A 20562-nucleotide genomic window follows, 5' to 3' on the forward strand; every position below is an offset into this window, starting at 1 on the left:
TCGCATCGCTTCGTTCGGCCTGCTATCGCCCTCCCATGACCGAACTTCTCGACCCTGAATCGAACATCATCGAAGCACCTTTCGGCGACGCGCTCGCCGATCGCTATCTGGTCTACGCGCTCTCCACGATCACCGCGCGCTCGCTGCCGGACGTCCGCGACGGGTTGAAGCCGGTCCACCGCCGGCTGCTGTGGGCGATGCGGCTTTTGAAGCTCGATCCGGGTCAGGGTTACAAGAAGTGTGCGCGCGTCGTCGGCGACGTGATCGGTAAATACCATCCGCACGGCGACGTCGCTGTCTACGACGCGATGGTGCGCCTCGCGCAGAGCTTTTCGCTGCGCTACCCGCTTGTCGACGGTCAGGGCAATTTCGGCAACATCGACGGCGATAACGCCGCCGCCTACCGCTACACCGAGGCGCGGCTGACGCAGGTTGCCATCGATCTGATGGCCGGCCTCGACGAAGACGCGACCGACTTCCGCCCCACCTATAACGGCGAGGATGAAGAGCCGGAGGTGATGCCCGGCCTGTTCCCGAACCTGCTCGCGAACGGCGCCAGCGGCATCGCCGTCGGCATGGCCACCTCGATCCCCCCGCACAATGCCGCCGAACTCATCGACGCCGCCGTGCTCCTGATCGATCAGCCCGCGGCCGAGCTGGATCAGCTTCTCGAACATGTGAAAGGCCCCGATTTCCCCACCGGCGCACTCATCGTCGATGGCCCGGCCAGCATCCGCGAGGCCTATGCCACCGGCCGCGGCAGCTTCCGCGTCCGGGCGCGCTTTGCCGGGCGCGAAGACCCGTCAACGGGCAAGTGGGTGGTGGAGCCGGAAAAGCTCTCCGGCGGCACATGGCAGCTCATCGTCACCGAAATCCCTTATGGCGTGCAGAAGGGCAAGCTGATCGAGCAGATCGCGCAGCTCATCGCCGACAAGAAGCTGCCCATTCTCGAAGACGTGCGGGACGAGAGCGACGAGGCGATCCGCATCGTCATCGTGCCGAAGAGCCGCAACGTCGAGCCCGAGGTGTTGGTGGAGAGCCTTTACCGCCTCACCGAGCTTGAAACCCGCTTCTCACTCAACCTCAACGTACTTGATGCGGAGCGCACGCCGCGCGTGATGAGCTTGAAAGACGTGCTCACGCAGTGGCTCAGCCACCAGATCGCCGTGCTCCTGCGCCGTTCGCGCCACCGGCTGGCGAAGATCGACGACCGGATCGAGCTGCTGGACGGCTACCTGATCGCCTACCTCAATCTCGATCGCATCATCGAGATCATCCGCACCGAGGACGAGCCGAAAGCCGTGATGATGGCGGAATTCGGCCTCAACGACCGGCAGGCCGAAGCCATTCTCAACATGCGCCTCAGGAGCCTCCGCCGCCTCGAAGAGATGGAAATCCGCAAGGAACGCGACGATCTTGCGAAGGAACGCGAAGGCCTTGTCGCGCTAATCGACAGCCCGGCACGCCAGCGCACGCGCCTGAAGCGCGACCTCGCGGTGCTTCGCGAACGCTATGGCTTCGAAACCGTGCTCGGCGCTCGTCGCACGCGGATCGAAGAGGCCTCGGCAACGCGCGAAATCCCGCTTGAAGCAATGATCGAGAAAGAACCGATCACCGTTGTCGTCTCGGCCAAGGGCTGGGCGCGCGCGATGAAAGGCCATCTCGACCTCAGCGACCCGGAAGCGTTCAAGTTCAAGGAGGGCGACGGCCCCGCCTTCGCGTTCCATGCGCAAACGACCGACAAGATCTTCATCGCCGCCGATAACGGCCGTTTCTACACCGTGGGCGCGGACAAGCTCCCCGGCGGGCGCGGTTTCGGCGAGCCGCTCAGGCTCCTCGTTGATATCGAGGGCGACGCCGCGATCGCGACCGTTCTCCCGGCACGCCCCGAAATGCGCGTACTGCTCGCATCGAGTGATGGGCGCGGCTTCATTGCCACGAACGAGGATCTGCTCGGCGAAACCCGCAAGGGGCGGCAGGTCGTGACGTTCAAGAAGGGCGCAAAGCTGCACAGCATCCGTCCGATCGCAGCGACGGACGACCACCTCGCGCTCATCGGCGAGAACCGCAAGCTGCTCATCGTGCCGATAGGAGAAATCCCCGTGATGGCACGCGGTCAGGGTGTCGCGCTGCAGAAATACCGCGATGGCGGGCTTTCGGACGTCCTTCCCTTCCGCCTTGCGGACGGGCTTTCGTGGACGATGGGCGGCAAGGAAGGCCGCACCAGAACCGAAACCGACCTCGCCAACTGGCTCGGCGCACGCGCACAGGTCGGCCGCCTGCCGCCGATGGGTTTCCCGCGGAACAATCGCTTCGACTGATAATCCCGTTTTGCAAGTTAACTTTATTTCCAAAGCATAACTGCGCTTTACGGCTCCTTAATTTCATGCGTGCCATTCCTTTCAAAACCGGTGCCGGCCTTCGCGTGATCTGAGGCCGGGAAACAGCGGGCAGAGTCGCGAGTGAAGGGAAAGATGCAGTCGAAACGCGCGATAGGAGCGGCAGGTTCGGCGGCAGATAATATCGGCGGCATTGAACCCGCAGCCGAGGCCGCCGCCGAAGCGATACTTCAAGGTGTCATCGATACGCTGCCCGTCGGTGTGCTCATCTTCCAGGCCGGCCGCGACGGCATTCCCGTGTGCTTGTCGTCCAACGCCACCTTCGAAAGCTGGGCGCGCTATCCACACAATCAGGTGATCGGGCTCGGCCTCCCGCGCATCCGCCTTCTGAACGAGAACCCGCGTATCGGGGTCGCCGTAGAATCGCTGCTGCAGGATCCGCGCGGCGCCAAGCGGGAGATCGACTGGACCGTTTCGGAAAGCCCGCGACAGCGCCACCTTTCCGCGCATATCTCGCCGCTGCCACTCACAGGCGACGCCCCGGCCCGCGTTGTTATCGCGGTACGCGACCGCACGCCGGAGATCCAGGCCGAGCGCAATCTCCGGCAGACGATGCTGAACGATGCGCTCACCGGCCTCCCCAACCGCGTTCTGTTCATCGAACAGCTAGAGGATGCTCTTGAAGGTCGCTTGAAGTCGCACCTCGCCGTCGCAGTCATCAACGTCGACCGTTTCAAGCGCGTGAACGAGAATCTCGGCCATATCGTCGGCGACGAGCTTCTCGCTGCCATGGCGCGTCGCTTGCTGCCCTGTATTCGTGCCAACGATTGCCTCGCGCGCCTTTCCGGCGACGAGTTCGCCGTGCTCGTCAAGAACATCGACGCGCCCGAAGATACGATCCGCGTCGTCGAGCGCATCCAGAGCACGCTCAAATCGCCTTTCGTCATTACCGGCGGCGAGTGTTTCGTCTCGGCGAGTGTCGGCATCGCAACGACCTTCTCGTCCCGCCGCTATTCGGAAGACCTGATCCGCGATGCCGATTTTGCGCTGCATACCGCCAAATCGCGCGGGCGCGGCGGCATCGCCATCTACCAGTCGAATGCGCACAGCGTCGCGCGCGACATGTTCCGCATCGAAGCCGATCTTCGGAAGGCAATCGACCGGAAGGAACTTGAACTCGCCTTCCAGCCCTATGTGAACCTCGCCGAGGGACGCCTGGGCGGTTTCGAGGCGCTCGCCCGTTGGAACCATCCCGAACGCGGCATGATTTCCCCGTCCGACTTCATCCCTATTGCCGAGGATTCAGGTCTCATCGTCCCGCTCGGACGCTGGGCGATCGAAACCGCATGCATGCAGCTCGCAGACTGGCGCAAGCGATGCCCGGGCGCGATGGACCTCAACGTCGGCGTCAACGTTTCGGGGCTACAGCTCGCGCAGGACGATATCGTCGGCGCGGTCGAAGCCGCACTCGTCGCATCCGGCCTTCCCGGCGGTGCGCTCAAGGTTGAGCTCACCGAAAGCGCCATCGTTGAGAACCCGGAGCTGGCGCGTCAGATTTTCACCAAGCTCAAGCAGTTCGATATCAGCATCGCGATGGATGATTTCGGCACCGGCTATTCATCGCTCAGCTACCTGCAGCAGCTGCCGATCGACGTTCTGAAAATCGACCAGTCGTTCATCGCCGGAATGATGAAGTCTGACGACAGCCACAAGATCGTCACCACGATCATTGCCCTCGCGCGCAATCTCGGCATGACGACCGTGGCCGAAGGCGTCGAGGAATATAGCCAGGCAGAACGTCTTCGCGCGCTCGGCTGCGACTCCGCGCAGGGCTTTTACTTCGCGCGGCCCATGGCGGCGAAGGAAGCCGAAGCGTTCATCAACAAGGGCGTTTGCGGTCCGTCAGGAGAGAGCGGCGGCGAGCAGAGCATCGATGCGCAAAGCGTCGAGCGGGCATCCTGACGCCACCCAATCGCGTTCGAAGCGCTGAAGACGGCGGCTCACCTCCGGGCCGGGCGCAACGCCGCGCGCGATGATATCCTTGCCGCTCACCGGCATTGCGGGACGCTCCCAGCCTTCGAGCGCGGTCCACGCCGCATGGCCCTCATCACCGAGCAGCAGCAGGCGATCCCGCGCTGTCTCCACGCTGCTGAAATAGGCAGCGGCGTAGGGATCACCGGGGAGCGCCGGGTCGGGAAGGCCAAGTGCATCGAGCCGCGCCGTATCACGCCGCGACAGCCGAAGCCGCGCGCCGAACGCCGTGCCCAGCCCGGGACGCTGCGGTAGCAGCGCGGCAAAGCGTCGGACCGGATCGGGCGCAACGCCCCACGCCGCCTCGCGCGCCGCCAGCGCTGCGAGACTCGAAACCCGCTCCGCCGTGATTTCCGGGAGCACTGGCTTCAGAACGCCGAGCGACAGCATCAGCCCGATCGTCTCCGCCGCGCGGGGCAGCGCAAGGATACGGAACAGTTCGTCGCGGATGCGTTCGCGCGACAGCGCCATCAGGTCGTTCGCCCGCGCCGCACAGGCGGCAAGCCCCGCCGCGTCCGGCGCGCCGCGGCCGAAGCGGCTGTGGAAGCGGAAGAAGCGCAGGATGCGCAGGTGATCCTCGGCGATGCGCTGGAGCGGCTCCCCGATGAAGCGGACGCGGCCTGCATGTAGATCAACTAGTCCGCCGAACCAGTCGTCGATCTCGCCCGAGGGGAGCCGGGCATAGAGCGCGTTGATTGTGAAATCGCGCCGGGCCGCGTCCTCGCGCCAGTCAGCTGTATACTTTACGGTCGCGCGGCGCCCGTCGGTGGAAACGTCGCGGCGCAGTGTCGTGACCTCCATGATGAGGTCGGGGGTTACGGCTGTCACCGTGCCGTGTGCGATGCCGGTCGGCACCACCTGCACGCCCGCTGCCTCCAGCCGCTGCGTCACCTCCTGGGGTGAGAGCGCGGTCGCGAGATCGACGTCCGTCACCGGTAGCGCAAGCAGTGCATCGCGCACCGCGCCGCCGACCAGCCGCGTCGTGCCGCTTTCGGCGTCGAGCGCGTGCAGCACCGTGCTGCCGCCCGGCGTTTCCGCCCATGCCTGCGGCGGGAGCTTCATTGCGTCAGGATTCGCGCGAGGTTGACGACCATGCCCGCCGTCGCGCCCCATATGTCGCCGTCGCGCCAGGGGATCACGTAGAAGGTGCGCTCTCGACCCTTCCACTCGCCCGTGCGCCGTTCGTGCTTCGACGCGTCGAGCACATAATCTAGCGGCACTTCGAACAGGCTCTCGACCTCCGCCTCGTGCGGCATCAGCGCGAGGTCCGGTGGGATGATGCCGACCACCGGCGTCACGCGGAAACCCGTTCCGGTCGCATAGTCGTCGATCGGGGCAACGACCTCGACATGCACCGGAGGCAGCGCCGTTTCTTCCTCGGCCTCGCGCAGCGCCGCGCGCACCGCATCCTCGCCGGGATCGAGCCGACCGCCCGGAAACGCGACCTGTCCGGCGTGGCGGCGCATGTTGGCATTGCGCTTGGTGAACAGCAGCGTCGGCTCGCGGCGCGCGATCACCGGCACCAGCACCGCCGCTGGCGTCAGCGCGCCCAAAAGCTCCGTGTCGAAATTGTCGATGTCATCCCCGAACTGCGGCAGATGGCCGGGGATGCGCTCGTAGCGGCGCAGGCGCGCGCGTATCCAGTCGAGATCGCTGCTCATGCGGCATCCATCAGCGCGAAGTAGACGCCTTCGCTCCACACGCCGGGCGGATCGCCGCCCTCGGCGATCGCGATCTCGGCGAGTTCATAATAGACCGGCCGCGCGATCCGCGCCTCCAGCCCGCCGCGCACGTGGAGGTAGGGCGCCCCGTCCCGCAGCGAAATTCCATGCTGCGGCCCCGCGACCACCGGATCGCCGGTATTAAGCGTGAAACCGAGGCGGCGCGCCTCGCCTTCGCCCTCGCTCGCCACCGCGACGGCGATGAACGCCGCATCTTCCACTGCGATGTCGAGCTTTTCGGCGGGCGTTACGAGCACATGACGGCCATCGGCCTCGCGGCGGAGAATCGTGGAGAACAGCCGCACCATCTCCGGGCGCGGGATCGGCGCGTCCTGATGGAACCACGTTCCATCCCGCGCGATCCGCATTTCGCTGTCGCCCGTGCGCTCCGGATGCCAGCTTTCCACCGGCGGCAGCTTCAGCTCCGCCGCCGCCTGCGCGATTTCGGCGAGCGACGCCGGTCTGTCGAGGGTAGGACGTGTGTCGATCATGGCTTGCCACCCTTATCGCGCGCAGCGATGATTGTAACCCTGATCCCCCGACGTATTAGAGTGCCGTGAACACCGAACCCAAGCCTCCCCTCGACGTCAAGCAGGCCGAAGCGCGCTTCGATGCGCTTGCCGCTGCTTTCGCCGACGCCCGCGCAGAGATTGCGCGCACCATCATCGGGCAGGAGCGCGTCATCGATCTAGCGCTCATCGCGCTGCTCGCGGGCGGCCACGCGCTCGTCGTCGGCCTGCCCGGCCTTGCGAAAACGCGCCTCGTGAAGACGCTCGGCACGGTTCTCGGCCTCGATACGCGCCGCATCCAGTTCACGCCCGATCTCGTCCCGTCGGACATTCTCGGCGCCGAAGTGCTCGAACAGTCGCGCGAAGGCGACCGCGCGTTCCGGTTCATCGAAGGCCCCGTGTTCACGCAGCTTCTGATGGCGGACGAGATCAACCGCGCCAGCCCACGCACACAGTCCGCGCTGCTGGAGGCGATGCAGGAGCGGCAGGTGAGCGTCGCGGGTGCCGCCCGGCCCCTGCCCCGCCCGTTCCACGTGCTCGCCACGCAGAACCCGATCGAGCAGGAAGGCACCTACCCGCTGCCCGAAGCGCAGCTCGACCGCTTCCTGCTGCAGATCGACATCGATTTCCCCTCGCTGGCGGACGAGCGCAGGGTTCTCGTCGCCACCACGGGCGCGGAAGACCCAGCGCCTGAACCTGTCCTCAAGGCCGCCGACCTGATCGAAGCACAGATGCTGCTGACGCACATGCCGGTGCCCGAAGGCGTGGTCGATGCGATCCTCCGCGCCGTCAGGACACTGCGTCCCGGCCCCGAGAACCCCGGACTGCTTTGGGGCCCGGGGCCGCGCGGCGGACAGGCCCTCATCACGGCCGCGCGCGCACGTGCCTTCCTGCAGGGACGCGCCGTGCCGCTACTGGAGGACGTCGCGGCGCTGCTCCAGCCCGCGCTCGGACACCGGGTCCAGCTCGGCTTTGCCGCGCGGAGCGAAGGCCGCACCGTCGCCGATCTCATCCGGACGATCGAATCCGGTCTGGAGTGAGCACGCCGCTTGACGCCGAACGCATCGCGGCCATGCTCGGCCCGCTGCGCCTGACGCGTGCCCGCGCCCGCGTAGCGCGGCAGGCGGGCGCCCACCCGCGCCGCGTCGCGGGTCCGGGCTCGGAATTCTGGCAGTACCGGATGCTCACACCCGGCGAGGCCGCCGACAAGGTGGACTGGCGCCGATCGGGCCGCAGCGACGAGCTTTATGTGCGCGAACGCGAACGCGAAGACCCCGTGCGTCTCTGGCTCTGGTCGGATGCGAGCGCCTCGATGGACTACGCTTCCAATGAAGCCTTGCCGCACAAGAAAACGCTCGCTGACACGCTCGTCGCCGCGCTCGGCCTCGCCGCCTACGAGGCGGGCGAAACCTGCTGCGCGCCGCCCGACCCGCGCCCCTTGCGCGGTGACGCCTTGCTCGCGCCGCATGGGCCGGGCGATGCGCCCCGGCTTTCCGCCCCCGGCCCCGCCGACATCGTGCTCGCAGCGGGGGATTTCCTTGGGAGCCAGTCCCTCGACTGGATCGCGCCCGCCGCCGCCGCCGGCGCGCAGGGCGTCGTCATCGCCGTCGCCGACCCCGCCGAGATCGCCTTTCCTTTCTCGGGCCGCGTGCATTTCGATGCCGTCGAACCCGGCGACCGCCCCTTCGAGGCGGGCCGTGCCGAAGCGCTCGGCGAGACCTACGCCGCCGCATGGACAGCGCACCGCGCCCGGCTTGCCGCCGCCTGCGACCGCCCCGGCTGGCTGCTTGTCGACGTTGTGACAGGTGAGGATGCTGCCGCGCACGCGGCGCGCATCGCCGGCTGGCTGCGCGCCGTCTGATGGGCGGCGCGTTCAGCTTCGCCGTACCGTGGCTGCTGGCCGCCGGTCTCGCGCTGCCGTTCCTCTGGCTGCTGCTCCGCCGCCTGCCGCCCGCCGTGCGCCGCGTCCGTCTTCCCTCGATCGTGCTGCTCGGCGACGCCGAAATCCCCCCGCCGCCCGCCGCGACGCCGCCGTGGTGGCTGGTGCTGCTCAGGATCGGCATTGTCGCGCTGCTCCTCGTCGGCCTCGCCGGGCCGGTCTGGAAGCCGACACCCGCAACAGCGCCGCCCGCACGCCTCGCCATCGTCATCGACAACGGTTGGTCCGCCGCCTCGCAGTGGGACCGGCTTGTCACGGCAGCCTCCGATCGTATCGAGGCGCTTCCGCCGACGACGCGCTTCACCATCCTGCCCACGGCCTTCGATGGCCCGGCTTCCGACACGCACTGGGTCGACGCGCCGACCGCAAAGGCGCAGCTCGCCGCGCTCTCGCCGCTGCCCTGGCCCGCTGACCGCGCGCGCCGTGCCGCCGCGCTGCCGCAGGACGCGGCGTTCCTCTGGGTTTCGGACGGCATCGAAGATGCAGGCGCGCCTGCCCTTCGCCGCGCGCTTGCGGGCGGGGAGAGTCTTGCCGTACCGCCCGCCGAGCCTGCGATCCGCGTTGCCGGGCGCACCAACGATGGCTGGAGCGGACAGGTGATTGCGCCTTCCGGTCTCCCATCGGCCGCGCTCGCTTTCCGCAGCCGACGCGGCCAGACTCTGTCGCGCGAGCCGCTGACGTTCGAGAGTGATGTCGCGACCTTCCGCGTGCGTCTCGACGCCGCCGAGCGCGCGGACGTAAGCCGCCTCACCGTCGGCACCAGCGCGCAGGCGATCTATCTTGCAGATGGCAGCGCAGCGCGCCCGCGCATCGTCGTCATCGAAGGCCCCTCGAACGCCCCGCCGCTCGAATCGGGCGGCTATTACGTGCGCCGCGCGCTCGAACCGCACGCCGAGGTCGTGACCGGAGCGCTCGCCACCGCCGCTGAAGACCCCGCCACGCTCTTCGTGCTCACCGACGTTGCCGCCGAACCCGCGCAGGCGAGGCCGCTGCTGGAGCGCGTGGAGAAAGGCGCCGTCGCGATCCTCTTCGCCGGGCCGCGCATCGCCGAGAACGGCAGCGCGCTTTCGCCCGTGCCGCTGCGTGCAGGCGCCCGCGCGCTCGGCGGCGTGCTCTCGTGGCAACAGCCGCAGGCGATCGGCGGATTCGAAGCCGCCGGGCCGCTCGCGGGCCTACCGGTGCCCGAAGACGCGCGCATCTCCCGCCAGCTTCTTGCCGCGTCCGACGCTGACGCGATGCGCTGGGCATGGCTTGCGGACGGCACACCGATGGTCAGCGCCGCGCGGCGCGGCGCGGGGCTCCTCATCCTCGTCCACACCGCCGCCGATCCGTCATGGTCCACACTCCCGCTCAGCGGTCTGTTCGAAACGATACTGCGCCGCCTGCTGCCGCTCGGCACCAACCCGGCCTCGATCGATATCGCGGGCGCGAAACCCTGGGTGCTCGAGAGGATGCTCGGTGCGCGCGGCGAATGGCAGGAACCGGCGCGGCCCGCGACGATCCCCGCCGACCGCTTCGATGCCGCAACGGCAAGCGCGGCGACACCGCCCGGCCTCTATCGTAGCGGCGACGCGCGCCGGGTCATCAACCTCGCGGGTGCGCTCGGCCCGCGCTTCAGCTTCGAACCGCTGGGCACAGAGGGCCTTCGCCCCGCCGCCGAAGCCGCGCCGCCGGTCGATATCGGCGCGTGGCTGATCCTGGCCGCTATGCTGCTTGCGCTTGTCGACATCCTCGTCGCGCTTCGCCTACGCGGCGCGCTCGCGGCTGTCGCGGCCACCCTGCTCTTCATGTTCGCGCCGAAGCCTGCCGAAGCCGCCGATCTTCAGCTCGCCTATGTGCGTACGGGCAGCGCCGCAGCGGACGCAGGCATCGCGCGCGGCCTCGAAACGCTCGGGCAGACGCTCACGCGCCGCACCTCCGTCTCTCCCGGCAAGCCCGCCGCGGTCGATCCCGCGCGCGATCCGCTCGGCGCCTATCCGGTGCTGTACTGGCCCGCCGCGAACGTCCGCAGCATGTCTCCCGCGACCGCGCTCCGCCTGCGTGCCTATATCGCCGCGGGCGGCCTCGTTCTCTTCGATTTCGGGCGGCCGCTCGGCGCGGGCAGCGGCGCGCGCGAACTCCTGGAACCGCTCGGCCTGCCCGCGCTCAGCGAGGTCGGCAGCGAGCATGTGCTCTCGCGCAGCTTCTACCTTCTGCACAACCACGCAGGGGGCGCGGTGTGGGCAGAGGCGGGCAGCGAGGGCGCGGACGGCCGTGTCTCCGGCGTCGTCATCGGCGGCGGTGACTGGGCCTCGCTCTGGTCGGGCGACCGCGCCGTCAGCCCGCAGCAGCGCGAGCAGGCGATGCGTTTCGGCATCAATCTCGTGATGTATGCGCTCACCGGCACCTACAAAGCCGATCAGGTGCACACGCGCGCGCTGCTTGAGCGCATGGGCGAAAAGCCGCGATGACGGAGCGCGTCATCAGCTTCGCGCCGTTCGTGCCCTGGTGGGGTCTCATTCTCATCGGCGTGCTGTTCGCAGCCGGGCTTGGGCTCGTACTGTGGCGCGCGCCGCGCCTGTTCTGGCCGCGCGCGCTGATCGCCGCGATCCTGCTCCTGCTGATCGCGAACCCGGTATGGCTGCAGGAACGCCGCGCCGTGCGCCCCGATGTTGCGCTCGCCGTCGTCGACCGTTCGGCAAGCATGGGCATCGCGGACCGCACGCGCGAGGCGGACGCAGCGCTCGCCGCGCTTCGCCGACAGGCGCCCGGTGTCGAATGGCGCGTCGTCACCGTGCCGCAGGTGCCCGGCGAACCGACGCGCCTCGCCGCCGCCATCGAGCGCGCCGCGTCGGACGCGCCGTCGGGGCGCCTCGCGGGCGTCGTCGTCCTCAGCGACGGCATTTCGGCGGATGCGCCGGACCCGCGCCTGCTCCCCGCGAACGTGCCGCTGCATCACCTGATCGCGGGCGATCCCGATACGCCCGACCGCCGCCTCATCGTCGAGCGCGTGCCGAGCTACAGCGTCGTCGGCCAGCCCGCCGAGGTCGTGATCCGCATCGACGACGGCCCGAATGCGCCGCGCGGCACGGCGACGCTTACGCAATCCATCGCGGGCGGGCGCACCACCGAGCGCACTGTGCCGACCGGCGAGCCGGTGCGCCTCTCCGTGCCCGTCACGCGGCGCGGCACCATCGAGATGGCGCTGTCGGTCGCGGCGCTTGCGGGCGGCGAGGCGACGCTCGTCAACAACCGCGCGCTCGTCCGCCTGAATGGCGTCACCGACCGGCTGCGCGTGCTGCTCGTCTCGGGCGTGCCCTACCCCGGCGGGCGCGTGTGGCGCGACATTTTGAAGAGCGATTCGAACATCGATCTCGTGCATTTCACGATCCTGCGTCTGCCGACGAGTTTCGACACGACGCCGCCTGATGAAATGTCGCTGATCCCCTTCCCCGTGGAGGAACTGTTCGAGCAGCATCTCGGCGACTTCGATCTCATCATCTTCGACCGCTTCAGCCTCTCCGAGCTGCTTTCGCCGATCTATTTCCAGGATCTCGGCGCGCGCGTGAAGGCGGGCGGCGGGCTGCTCGTCGTCACGGGCGAGGAGTTCGCGGCCGAAGGCGGCCTCGCCGCGACAGAGCTTGGGCCCGTGCTTCCGGCGCGCACTGCGGGGCCGGGCATCGAGATGCCGTTCCGTCCGGCGCTCACGTCCGTCGGCCGCCGCCATCCCGTCACCGCCGAACTGCCTAGGCTGTGGGGCAGCGATGCGTGGGGCCGCTGGGCCTCGCAGAGCGACATGGCGCCCACCTCTGGCGAGGTGCTGATGTCGGGCGCGCGGGACAAGCCGCTCGTCATGCTCGACCGTGTCGGGCGCGGGCGCGTGGGGCTCATCGCCTCCACGAACGTCTGGTGGTGGTCGCGCGGGGTCGATGGCGCGGGGCCGCACGCGGAGCTTCTGCGCCGCATCGCGCACTGGCTGATGCAGGAGCCCGATCTCGACGAGAACCGCCTCGACGTTGCCGCGAAGGGACGCCGCATCGATATCACCGCGCGCGGCCTCACCCCGCCCGAAGCCGCGATCCTCACTGATCCCGGCGACAACGATCGCGGCGTTCCGCTCGAACCGCGCGGCGAAGGCATCACCGGCGCAAGCGTCTCGGTCGGCACGGACGGGCTCTACCGCGTCGCTGCCGGAGACCGCATCCGCTACGTCCTCGCGGGCGACACCGCCGAGTTCGCGGAGGTGCGCCCCCGCGAGGCCCCGCTCGCCGCTCCCGTGAAAGCCTCGGGCGGCGGCAGCTACTGGCTGCGGGACGGCATGCCGAAGGTCCGCCGCGTCAGCCCAGGCGATACGGCTGCGGGCACCGGCTGGCTCGGCCTCGTCGAGAACCGCAGCGGATCACTCGTCGCCGTCGACGAAAAGCCGCTGCTCATGCCGCCGCTGGCGCTGCTGCTCGCCGCGGGCCTTTTCGTGCTGGCGTGGTGGCGCGAGCGGCGCTGAGCGCCTTGGCGGGGCGTAGCGTGCCCGCCGTGTTCAGCGCGAACCCCCGCGCAAGCAGCCGGTGCCGCTCCACCGGACCCGGCACCGCCCAGCCCGCCGTCACCTCCGCCGTAAAGCCGAAGCGGCCGTAATATTCGGGATCGCCGATCAGCACGATCGCGCTCCGCCCCATCGCATCGGCCGCCGCGATCGCGGTTTCCATGAGTGCGGCGCCTATGCCCGTGCCCTGCAGGCTCTTCGCGACCGCAACAGGGCCGAGCAGCGTCAGGGCATGAACGCCGTTCGTTGTCGCGAGTTCGATCGGCCAGAGCTGGATCGAGCCCACAAGCGCGCCATCCGCATTCAGCGCCACAAAGCTGAGACCATCCAACGCGCGCACGCCTTCGCGCAGGCGATAGGCCGTGCGGCCGTGCCGGTCGGAGCCGAAAACGTCGTCGAGAAGCGCTTCAATGGCAGCGCCGTACCGGGCGCTGGCGGGCACGATAATCATGTGCGGAACTTTCAAGCATTCGAGTGACAGGAGGATGAAGAATGGCCACGCGCCATCCGCGCCGCTTTCCCAGCGGCGTCTATCCTCGTCGTAGTCCTCGAACCTCGAAAGTCATCGGGAACCCTGTTCCTTGTTGCGGGTAGCGCGCATAGACGAGAACGTGGCCTCGTGCAATCAGGTTTACGAAACAGGGGAATCGACCATGAAGCTCTACGGCATGAACCGCGCACCCAATCCGCGCCGCGTCACCATCTTCCTCGCCGAAAAAGGCATCCCGATCGAAATCGAAGAGGTGAACGTCGCCGAGGGCGGAAACCGCACGCCTGAATATCTCGCGGTCAACCCGCGCGGCCTCATCCCCGCGCTGGTGCTGGACGACGGCACGGTGATCGACGAATCGATCGCCATCTGCCGCTATTTCGAGACGCTGCACCCCGAGCCCAACCTGATGGGCCGCGACGCGAAGGAAGCCGCCGTCATCGAATGCTGGCAGCGCCGCATGGAGTTCGACGGGCTGGCGACCATTGCGTCGGTCTACCGCAACACGCAGCCGCTGTTCGCGAACCGCGCGCAGCCCGGCGGCGGGCCGGACACGGCGCAGATCCCCGATCTTGCCGAACGCGGGCGGCTGCTGCTCCCCGGCTTCTTCGCGATGCTGAACACCCGCCTCGGCGAAAGCCCCTACATCGCCGGCGACCGCTATACGATCGCCGACATCACCGCGACGGTCGCGCTCGATTTCGCCCGCTGGATCAAGGCGCGCGTCCCGGAGGATCACACGAACACGCTACGCTGGCACGCCGAGGTCACGGAGCGCCCGAGTTACGCAGCCGGATAGCAGAACGAAAAAAGGCCGGAGCGTTCGCGCCCCGGCCTTTCGATATTCCTCTGAAACCGCGCTCTAGTGGAGGCGCCGGTCCAGTTCGCTGATCGCAGCGTCGGTGAGCTTGGTCTTCGTAGCCTTGTCGGTCGTTTCGGCGATGATGCGCGATGCGGCGGCGGTTGCAAGCGTTGCAGCGCGGGCGCGGAGTTCGGCTTCGGCGGCGCGCTCGGCGGCGCCGATCTTGGCTTCGGCCATCGCGGTACGGCGCGCGACCATCGTCTCGGCGCTCTTCTGCGCGGCGGCGGTGATCTGCTCGGCTTCCTGCTTCGCATGGGCGATGATCGCAGCGGCGTCCTTTTCGCCCTGCGCCTCACGCGCCTTCGCTTCAGCGAGAAGCTTCTCGGCTTCCTCGCGCAGCGTCTTCGCCTCGGCAAGCTGTGCCTTCACCAGCGCGATGCGGGCATCGAGGCCCTGCGCGATCAGCTTCGGCGCCTTCATCACGAAGATCGCGAGCAGGAAGAAGATCGTGATGCTGACGTAAACCCAGCCCTCGGCATCGAGCCCGAGCATGACCGGATGCTCGTCGTGCGCGGCCTCGTGAGCAACGGTCGCGGTCGTCTGATCGACCTCGCCCGCGCTCGGCGGCACATCAACAGGGGTCACATCACCGGCGGGAACTTGCATGGCGTTTTCCTACGAAATGCTCGCGTCGACCGCGGCCCTGGCTTCCAACGCGCCGGGCCGAACACCCGTCAAACGTTCGACAACATCGGCCGCCGCTTCGCTCGCCGCGGCGTCGATCTCGCCCAGCGCCTTGGCGCGCGCATCGGAAATGCGGGCTTCCGCCGATGCGAGACGCGCATTCAGTTCGGCATCGAGCGCTGCGAGCTTCGCTTCGTTTTCGCGAACCGTGATCGCCTTCGCTTCGCCCACGACGCCTGTCGCGGCTTCACGGGATTTGGCGAGCACGGCATTATAAGCCTCGCCCGTGTTCGTGGCAGCCGTGTGCGCCACTTCCGCCGCCGCAAGATCGGCCGCGATGAGGCTGGCCCGTTCGTCGACGACCTTGCCGATTTTCGGCAGCGTCAAGCGGACGACGCCGAAGTAAAGGATGGCGAATGCAATCGCCAGCCAGAACATCTGCGGCAGAAAATTGGACGGGTCGAACTGTGGCATGACTTACCCCGATGCGAATCCGGCTGAACGATCAGAAGGGCGCGCACCGGCACGAATGTCGCGCCGGTGCAAAGCCCTTGCGGATCAACCGAACGCGAGTGCGAGCGCGACGACGGCGGCGATCAGGCCGAGCGCTTCCGTCACGGCGAAGCCGAAGATCAGACGGCCGCCGAGCTTGTCGGCAGCGGCCGGATTGCGCAGCGCGCCCTGGAGGAACTGGCCGAAAATCGTGCCCACGCCGATGGCGGCAATGCCCGCGCCGACAGCAGCGAGACCGGCACCGATGAGCTTGGCTGATGCGATATCCATGTTGAAACCCTTCCGTTTAACTAAGCTGTTGGGATTACGTTGAAACTAGTGAAGATTGACCGCGTCGTTCAGGTAGATCGACGTCAGCAGCGCGAACACATAGGCCTGCACAACGGCGATCATCACTTCAAGCGCGGTGAGCGCGACGTTGACGCCGAGCGGCAGCAGGCCGAACACACCGAGGCTGACGACGAAGCCGCCGAACACCTTCAGGAGCACGTGGCCCGCGGTCATGTTCGCGAAAAGCCGGATCGCCAGCGTGAACGGCCGCGACAGGAACGAGACGAACTCGATCGCCGTCACCAGCGGCAGCAGCACGATCGGGCAATCCTTGGGAATGAAAAGCGAGAAGAAGTGCAGACCGTGGCGCGCGAAGCCGACGCCGAGCACGACGATGAAAACCAGCGCGGCAAGGCCGAAGGTCACCGCGATATGGCTGGTCGGCGTGAAGGCGCCCACGAAGGGCAGCAGGCCAAGCAGGTTGCAGCCGAGCACGAAAATAAAGAGCGCGAAGACCAGCGGCACGTATCTGCGGCCTTCCGGCCCGACGTTTTCCGCCAGCATGTTGCGGATGAATTCCTCAAGATACTCGACGGAAGCCTGCCAGCGCCCAGGAACGAGCTTCGGGGCTGCCGTGCCGATGAAGAGGAAACCCGCGACCGTGACGAGCGCGATCATCATCCACAGCGATGAGTTCGTGAACGAGACGTCGTAACCGCCAAGCGCGATCGGGCTCAGCGTCTTGATCTCGAACTGTTCCATCGGGTTCGCCATTGAAAGCCCGCGCTCCTGAACCTTAGTTGTTGTCGTCCGGGTTGCCGTCGAAGTCGCCGCTCTTGCGCATCACCGTGCGCAGACCGGCCCCAAAGCCGAGCAAAAAGAACAGGATCATTCCGTAAGGCCCCGTTCCGAACCAGCCATCGATCAGCCAGCCGAAGAAGGCACCCACGAGGATCGCACCGATGAACTCGATGGCGATCGACCAGCCCCTGTTCTCTTCCCGTTTAAGCCCGTCACGCTTCGGACTGGCACGCTCCTTGGCCTCGGCAAGCCGGCGACCGAGGTCGTCGGGTTCGATGCGCCGGTCATCAGCCAACGATCATCTCCATGCCTTTGAGGACAGTTTGAACGGTCCACCCGAAACACATGCCGTTTCCGGCAAGCGACGAGACGCCGGAGCCGAAACCCCGAACGCGAGCGCACGTTTAGTGGCGGGTTTTCGCCAAGTCAACGCTCGCCGTGCCGCACTGCGGCATGGTGTCCGCAACGGCACGTCTACTCCGCCGCGAGCAGCGTTTCGGCGCGCCCGAGGTCAACAGAAACAAGCTGGCTGACGCCCTTCTCACCCATGGTGACGCCGTAGAGGCGATGCATCCGGCTCATCGTGACGGCATTGTGCGTCACAATGAGGAAGCGCGTGTCGGTGAGCGTCGTCATACGGTCGAGAAGATCGCAGAAACGCTCGATATTCGCGTCGTCGAGCGGCGCGTCGACCTCGTCGAGCACGCAGATCGGCGCCGGATTCGTCAGGAACAGGCCGAAGATCAGCGCCACGGCCGTCAGCGCCTGCTCACCGCCCGAAAGCAGCGTCAGCGATTGCAGCTTCTTGCCCGGCGGCTGCGCCATGATCTCAAGACCCGCTTCAAGCGGATCATCCGATTCGATGAGTTCGAGCCGCGCTTCGCCACCACCGAACAGGCTGGTGAAAAGGTCGCCGAAGTGGCGGTTCACCTCCTCGAACGCCGTAAGCAGCCGCGCGCGACCTTCGCGGTTTAGCGAGCCGATGCTGCCGCGCAGGCGGGCGATCGCGGTTTCCAGCTCCTCGCGCTCGGAGGTCGACGTTGTGAGCGTCGTCTCAATCTCTTCGAGTTCGACGTCGGCGCGCAGGTTCACCGGCCCCATACGCTCGCGCTCGCCGGTCAGGCGGTCGAGCCCGGAGGTCAGCGTTTCCGCGTCCTCCATATTCTCGTCGCTGAACTCGAAGCGCTGGGGCAGCATCTGCGGCGAGCACTGGAAACGCTCCACCGACAGGCGATTGAGTTCAGTGCGTCGATGCTCGCAGGTTTCGACGCGCACCTCGATGCGCCCGCGCTCCTCGCGCAGCGTGGAGAGAATTTCGGTCGCCTCGCGCGCCTCGCCGTCGATGGTGCGGAGCCCGCCTTCGGCTTCGGCGAGCCGATCCGCCGCCGCCTGACGCGCGGCCTCGGCATCGGCGAGATCACCGGCAAGCCGCGCCTGCCGTTCGGCGATGGCGGCCGGGACGTCGGCGATTTCGGCGATCGTCGCGTTCGCCGCGGCGATTCGCGCGGCAAGCTCTTCGCGCTGTGCCGTGCTGCCGGAAATGCGGCGTTCCCACGCTTCGCGCTCGGCGGTGATCGCATCACGGCGCGCGGTATCGCTTTGCAGGCCGCGCTGGAGCGCCACATGCTCGGCGCGTGCGGTGGCGAGATCGGAGCGGTGTGCGTCCGCGGTGTTGCGCGCCGCCGTCACGGCCTCGGTCAGCCCTTCGGCACCCGGCACTTCGAGCAGCGCGGCTTCAAGCCCCTGCACCTTCTCACCGGCTTCGGCGATCTGGTCGTTCGCGCGCGTCACGGCTGCCGCGAACGCTTCGAGCTGCGCGGCGCGGCGCTCCACTTCGCCCGCGAGCTGCGACATCGTCTTCGCCGCATCCGCGCGCGCAGCTTCCGCCCGGCGGAGCGCCTGACGCTCGCCGTCGATCGCGGACGCGGTTTCAGCCACGATCGCGCGCGCGGCCGCAAGTTCGGTATCGAGCGCTTCCACCGCTGCTTCGGCGTCGGGCAGCAGCGCCACCACCTCGGCAAGCCGGTTACGCTGGCGCAGCTTTTCCGCCGCAGCGCTGCCGTCACCCGCCTCGGTACGGAAGCCGTCCCAGCGGACCATGCGGCCTTCGGTGGTCACCAGTCGCTGGCCGACCGAAAGCTTCGCCGCCATCCGGTCCAGCATCTCGTCGTCAACGACGCCGATCTGCGCGGCGCGGCGTGCGAGTTCCTCGGGCGCCTCGATCACGTCGGAGAGCGGACGCGCGCCCGCCGGAAGCGCAGGATCCCACTCGCCCTTGGTCGCCCCGCCCCACCGGCGTCCGCTTTCGCCGCCCACGGGCGCCGCCGTGTCGTCGCCGAGCGAGGCCGCGAACGCCGCCTCGAATCCCTTGGTCACCCGCACACAGTCGATCAGCGGCTCGGCATCGCCGCCGCGGCTCGCCGCGAGCGACCGTTCGAGCGACTGCCGCTCGCCGGTGAGCGCGGAGAGCGCGGCCTGCGCCTCGCCCCGCTTCGCCTGCGCCGCATCGCGCGCAGTCTCCGCCCCGGCTCGTCGCTCCTCGCCGGTCGCGATGGCGACGGACGCGCGCTCGGCTTCCGCCTCGGCCTCTTTCGCGCGCGTTTCGGCGGCAATCAGGCGTTCGCCCGCGTCATCGCCCTGCGCGGCGGCGGCCTGCGCGGCGAGCGTGCGGGTCTTTTCGGATTCGGCGCGGGCGATCTGCGAGCGCAGCGCCGAAAGTTCGGCTTCGATCGCCCGGCGCTGGCCCTGCGCCTCGGCCTGCGCGGCGAGTGCATCGGCAAGCGTGCGCTGATCGGCCTCCACGACCGCCTCAAGATCGGTAATGTGCGCTTCTGCCGGCCCAAGCGCAGCCTGCGCCTCGGCGAGCCGCGCGGCGATGGCCGCGTCTTCCGCGGCAAGCCGCTCGAGCGCGGCGTGCGCGTCGTGGTGCAGCGCGTCCTCGCGCGCAATGTCGCGCTCGGCCGCCTCGCGCCGGGCTTCGGCCTCGCGGCGGCGGCGCTCGACCTCGTTGAGTTCGGCGTTCAGCGAATCACGCGAAAGCTTGAGGCGCTGCAGGATCGCCGCGGCTTCGGCCTCCGCCTCGCGCAGCGGCGGCAGGTTCGCCGCGGCATCCGCCTGCCGCGCCGAGATGGCGGCGCCAAGCCGCGTCGCGTCCTCGATCTTCCCTCGCAACGCTTCGGCCTCGGCCTTCGCAGCATTAGCGTCGGCGTTCGCCTCGGCCGCCTTCGCGTAGAGCAGCATCGCCTCGGCGATACGGATCTGCTCGGAGAGCTTCTTGTAGCGCTCCGCCTGCCGCGCCTGACGTTTCAGGTTCGCGGCCTGCGTGGATAGGCCCTGCAGCACATCATCGAGGCGCGTCAGGTTGGTTTCCGCAGCGCGCAGGCGCTGCTCGGCGTCCTTGCGGCGCACGTGCAGACCGGAAATCCCCGCCGCCTCTTCGAGCAGCAGGCGCCGGTCCTGCGGCTTCGCGGCGATGATCGCGCCGATGCGGCCCTGGCTGACGAGCGCGGGCGAATGCGCGCCGGTCGCCGCATCCGCGAACAGCAGCTGCACGTCCTTCTGGCGCACGTCGCGACCGTTGATCCGGTACGCCGAGCCTAGACCGCGTTCGATGTGGCGAACGACCTCGAGATCGTCCGAATCGTTGAACTGCGCTGGCGCGCGGCGGCTCGAGTTGTCGAGATGAAGCGTGACGTGCGCGGCATCGCGCGCCGGGCGACGGTCGGTTCCGGCAAAGATCACGTCCTCCATGCCGCCGCCGCGCATGGATTTGGCGCTCGATTCGCCCATCACCCAGCGGATGGCTTCAAGGAGGTTGGACTTGCCGCAGCCGTTCGGGCCGACGACGCCCGTCAGCCCGTCCTCGATCCTGAGGTCCACAGGATCGACGAAGGATTTGAATCCGGCGAGTCTAATCCGCCTGAAATGCACGCGCCCCCCGCTCT

Annotated in this window: 17 protein-coding genes; 7 read left to right on the forward strand and 10 right to left on the reverse strand. The window is 68.1% G+C overall.

Features of this window, described 5'->3' with window-relative positions; genetic code table 11:
• Positions 1-35: 35 nt before the first annotated feature.
• Both parC and AAC014_RS03910 read left to right on the forward strand, forming a co-directional pair.
• On the forward strand, positions 36-2321 hold the full coding sequence (gene parC, locus AAC014_RS03905; RefSeq protein ID WP_339704286.1) for a DNA topoisomerase IV subunit A: 2286 nt from the start codon (positions 36-38) through the stop codon (positions 2319-2321).
• A gap of 153 nt (positions 2322-2474) precedes the next feature.
• Positions 2475-4301: an EAL domain-containing protein gene (locus AAC014_RS03910; RefSeq protein ID WP_339704288.1), complete on the forward strand. Its 1827-nt coding sequence runs from the start codon at positions 2475-2477 to the stop codon at positions 4299-4301.
• Here AAC014_RS03910 and AAC014_RS03915 read toward each other — a convergent pair.
• The 3 genes from AAC014_RS03915 to AAC014_RS03925 are packed head-to-tail and all read right to left on the reverse strand — an operon-like array spanning position 4242 to position 6582.
• Positions 4242-5432 carry a CCA tRNA nucleotidyltransferase gene (locus AAC014_RS03915; protein ID WP_339704290.1) on the reverse strand — a complete coding sequence of 397 codons (1191 nt, stop codon included), beginning with the start codon at positions 5430-5432 and terminating at the stop codon, positions 4242-4244. The two genes, AAC014_RS03910 and AAC014_RS03915, sit on opposite strands and share 60 nt — an antisense overlap.
• Positions 5429-6031: a CoA pyrophosphatase gene (locus AAC014_RS03920; protein ID WP_339704292.1), complete on the reverse strand. Its 603-nt coding sequence runs from the start codon at positions 6029-6031 to the stop codon at positions 5429-5431. The genes AAC014_RS03915 and AAC014_RS03920 overlap by 4 nt, the downstream gene beginning before the upstream one ends.
• Positions 6028-6582: a DUF1285 domain-containing protein gene (locus AAC014_RS03925; protein ID WP_339704294.1), complete on the reverse strand. Its 555-nt coding sequence runs from the start codon at positions 6580-6582 to the stop codon at positions 6028-6030. Before AAC014_RS03925 ends, AAC014_RS03920 begins: the two co-directional genes overlap by 4 nt.
• Before the next feature lie 65 nt (positions 6583-6647).
• Here AAC014_RS03925 and AAC014_RS03930 point away from each other — a divergent pair, with 65 nt between their 5' ends.
• Genes AAC014_RS03930 through AAC014_RS03945 form a run of 4 tightly spaced genes read left to right on the forward strand, consistent with a single transcriptional unit; the run spans position 6648 to position 13019 of the window.
• Positions 6648-7640, forward strand: a complete 993-nt coding sequence (locus tag AAC014_RS03930; RefSeq protein ID WP_339704296.1) for a MoxR family ATPase — start codon at positions 6648-6650, stop codon at positions 7638-7640.
• Entirely contained in the window at positions 7637-8461 is an 825-nt protein-coding gene (locus AAC014_RS03935) for a DUF58 domain-containing protein (protein WP_339704298.1), read from the forward strand. The genes AAC014_RS03930 and AAC014_RS03935 overlap by 4 nt, the downstream gene beginning before the upstream one ends.
• Complete coding sequence (locus tag AAC014_RS03940) at positions 8461-10989, forward strand: DUF4159 domain-containing protein (protein ID WP_339704300.1); 2529 nt, start codon at positions 8461-8463, stop codon at positions 10987-10989. The genes AAC014_RS03935 and AAC014_RS03940 overlap by 1 nt, the downstream gene beginning before the upstream one ends.
• On the forward strand, positions 10986-13019 hold the full coding sequence (locus AAC014_RS03945) for a hypothetical protein (protein WP_339704302.1): 2034 nt from the start codon (positions 10986-10988) through the stop codon (positions 13017-13019). Before AAC014_RS03940 ends, AAC014_RS03945 begins: the two co-directional genes overlap by 4 nt.
• Here the strand turns inward: AAC014_RS03945 and AAC014_RS03950 are convergent.
• On the reverse strand, positions 12949-13509 hold the full coding sequence (locus tag AAC014_RS03950) for an N-acetyltransferase (protein ID WP_339704304.1): 561 nt from the start codon (positions 13507-13509) through the stop codon (positions 12949-12951). The two genes, AAC014_RS03945 and AAC014_RS03950, sit on opposite strands and share 71 nt — an antisense overlap.
• A gap of 202 nt (positions 13510-13711) precedes the next feature.
• On the opposite strand from AAC014_RS03950, the gene AAC014_RS03955 reads away from it, so the two are divergent.
• Entirely contained in the window at positions 13712-14347 is a 636-nt protein-coding gene (locus AAC014_RS03955; protein WP_339704306.1) for a glutathione S-transferase family protein, read from the forward strand.
• 63 nt (positions 14348-14410) lie between these two features.
• Here AAC014_RS03955 and AAC014_RS03960 read toward each other — a convergent pair whose 3' ends face one another.
• The 6 genes from AAC014_RS03960 to AAC014_RS03985 form a co-directional block, all read right to left on the reverse strand.
• Positions 14411-15016: a hypothetical protein gene (locus AAC014_RS03960; RefSeq protein WP_339704308.1), complete on the reverse strand. Its 606-nt coding sequence runs from the start codon at positions 15014-15016 to the stop codon at positions 14411-14413.
• Between the two features lie 9 nt (positions 15017-15025).
• Positions 15026-15508: an ATPase gene (locus tag AAC014_RS03965; protein ID WP_339704310.1), complete on the reverse strand. Its 483-nt coding sequence runs from the start codon at positions 15506-15508 to the stop codon at positions 15026-15028.
• An 84-nt stretch (positions 15509-15592) separates the two neighbouring features.
• The gene (locus AAC014_RS03970) at positions 15593-15817 is read right to left on the reverse strand and encodes a F0F1 ATP synthase subunit C (protein WP_121048099.1); all 225 of its coding nucleotides are present in this window, start codon (positions 15815-15817) and stop codon (positions 15593-15595) included.
• A 45-nt stretch (positions 15818-15862) separates the two neighbouring features.
• Positions 15863-16591: a F0F1 ATP synthase subunit A gene (locus AAC014_RS03975; RefSeq protein WP_339704313.1), complete on the reverse strand. Its 729-nt coding sequence runs from the start codon at positions 16589-16591 to the stop codon at positions 15863-15865.
• 22 nt (positions 16592-16613) lie between these two features.
• Complete coding sequence (locus AAC014_RS03980; protein ID WP_293779045.1) at positions 16614-16913, reverse strand: AtpZ/AtpI family protein; 300 nt, start codon at positions 16911-16913, stop codon at positions 16614-16616.
• A 179-nt stretch (positions 16914-17092) separates the two neighbouring features.
• Positions 17093-20548 (reverse strand): AAA family ATPase, encoded by a 3456-nt coding sequence (locus AAC014_RS03985; protein WP_339704320.1) that lies wholly within the window; start codon positions 20546-20548, stop codon positions 17093-17095.
• Positions 20549-20562: the final 14 nt, after the last annotated feature.

Source organism: uncultured Sphingosinicella sp. (genome assembly GCF_963974575.1).
Classification (GTDB): Bacteria; Pseudomonadota; Alphaproteobacteria; order Sphingomonadales; family Sphingomonadaceae; genus Sphingosinicella.

Coding starts and splice junctions, on each gene's coding strand:
- parC (WP_339704286.1), top strand. CDS start 36: ATGACCGAACTTCTCGACCCTGAATCGAACATCATCGAAGCACCTTTC.
- AAC014_RS03910 (WP_339704288.1), top strand. CDS start 2,475: ATGCAGTCGAAACGCGCGATAGGAGCGGCAGGTTCGGCGGCAGATAAT.
- AAC014_RS03915 (WP_339704290.1), bottom strand. CDS start 5,432: ATGAAGCTCCCGCCGCAGGCATGGGCGGAAACGCCGGGCGGCAGCACG.
- AAC014_RS03920 (WP_339704292.1), bottom strand. CDS start 6,031: ATGAGCAGCGATCTCGACTGGATACGCGCGCGCCTGCGCCGCTACGAG.
- AAC014_RS03925 (WP_339704294.1), bottom strand. CDS start 6,582: ATGATCGACACACGTCCTACCCTCGACAGACCGGCGTCGCTCGCCGAA.
- AAC014_RS03940 (WP_339704300.1), top strand. CDS start 8,461: ATGGGCGGCGCGTTCAGCTTCGCCGTACCGTGGCTGCTGGCCGCCGGT.
- AAC014_RS03945 (WP_339704302.1), top strand. CDS start 10,986: ATGACGGAGCGCGTCATCAGCTTCGCGCCGTTCGTGCCCTGGTGGGGT.
- AAC014_RS03950 (WP_339704304.1), bottom strand. CDS start 13,509: ATGATTATCGTGCCCGCCAGCGCCCGGTACGGCGCTGCCATTGAAGCG.
- AAC014_RS03955 (WP_339704306.1), top strand. CDS start 13,712: ATGAAGCTCTACGGCATGAACCGCGCACCCAATCCGCGCCGCGTCACC.
- AAC014_RS03960 (WP_339704308.1), bottom strand. CDS start 15,016: ATGCAAGTTCCCGCCGGTGATGTGACCCCTGTTGATGTGCCGCCGAGC.
- AAC014_RS03965 (WP_339704310.1), bottom strand. CDS start 15,508: ATGCCACAGTTCGACCCGTCCAATTTTCTGCCGCAGATGTTCTGGCTG.
- AAC014_RS03970 (WP_121048099.1), bottom strand. CDS start 15,817: ATGGATATCGCATCAGCCAAGCTCATCGGTGCCGGTCTCGCTGCTGTC.
- AAC014_RS03975 (WP_339704313.1), bottom strand. CDS start 16,591: ATGGCGAACCCGATGGAACAGTTCGAGATCAAGACGCTGAGCCCGATC.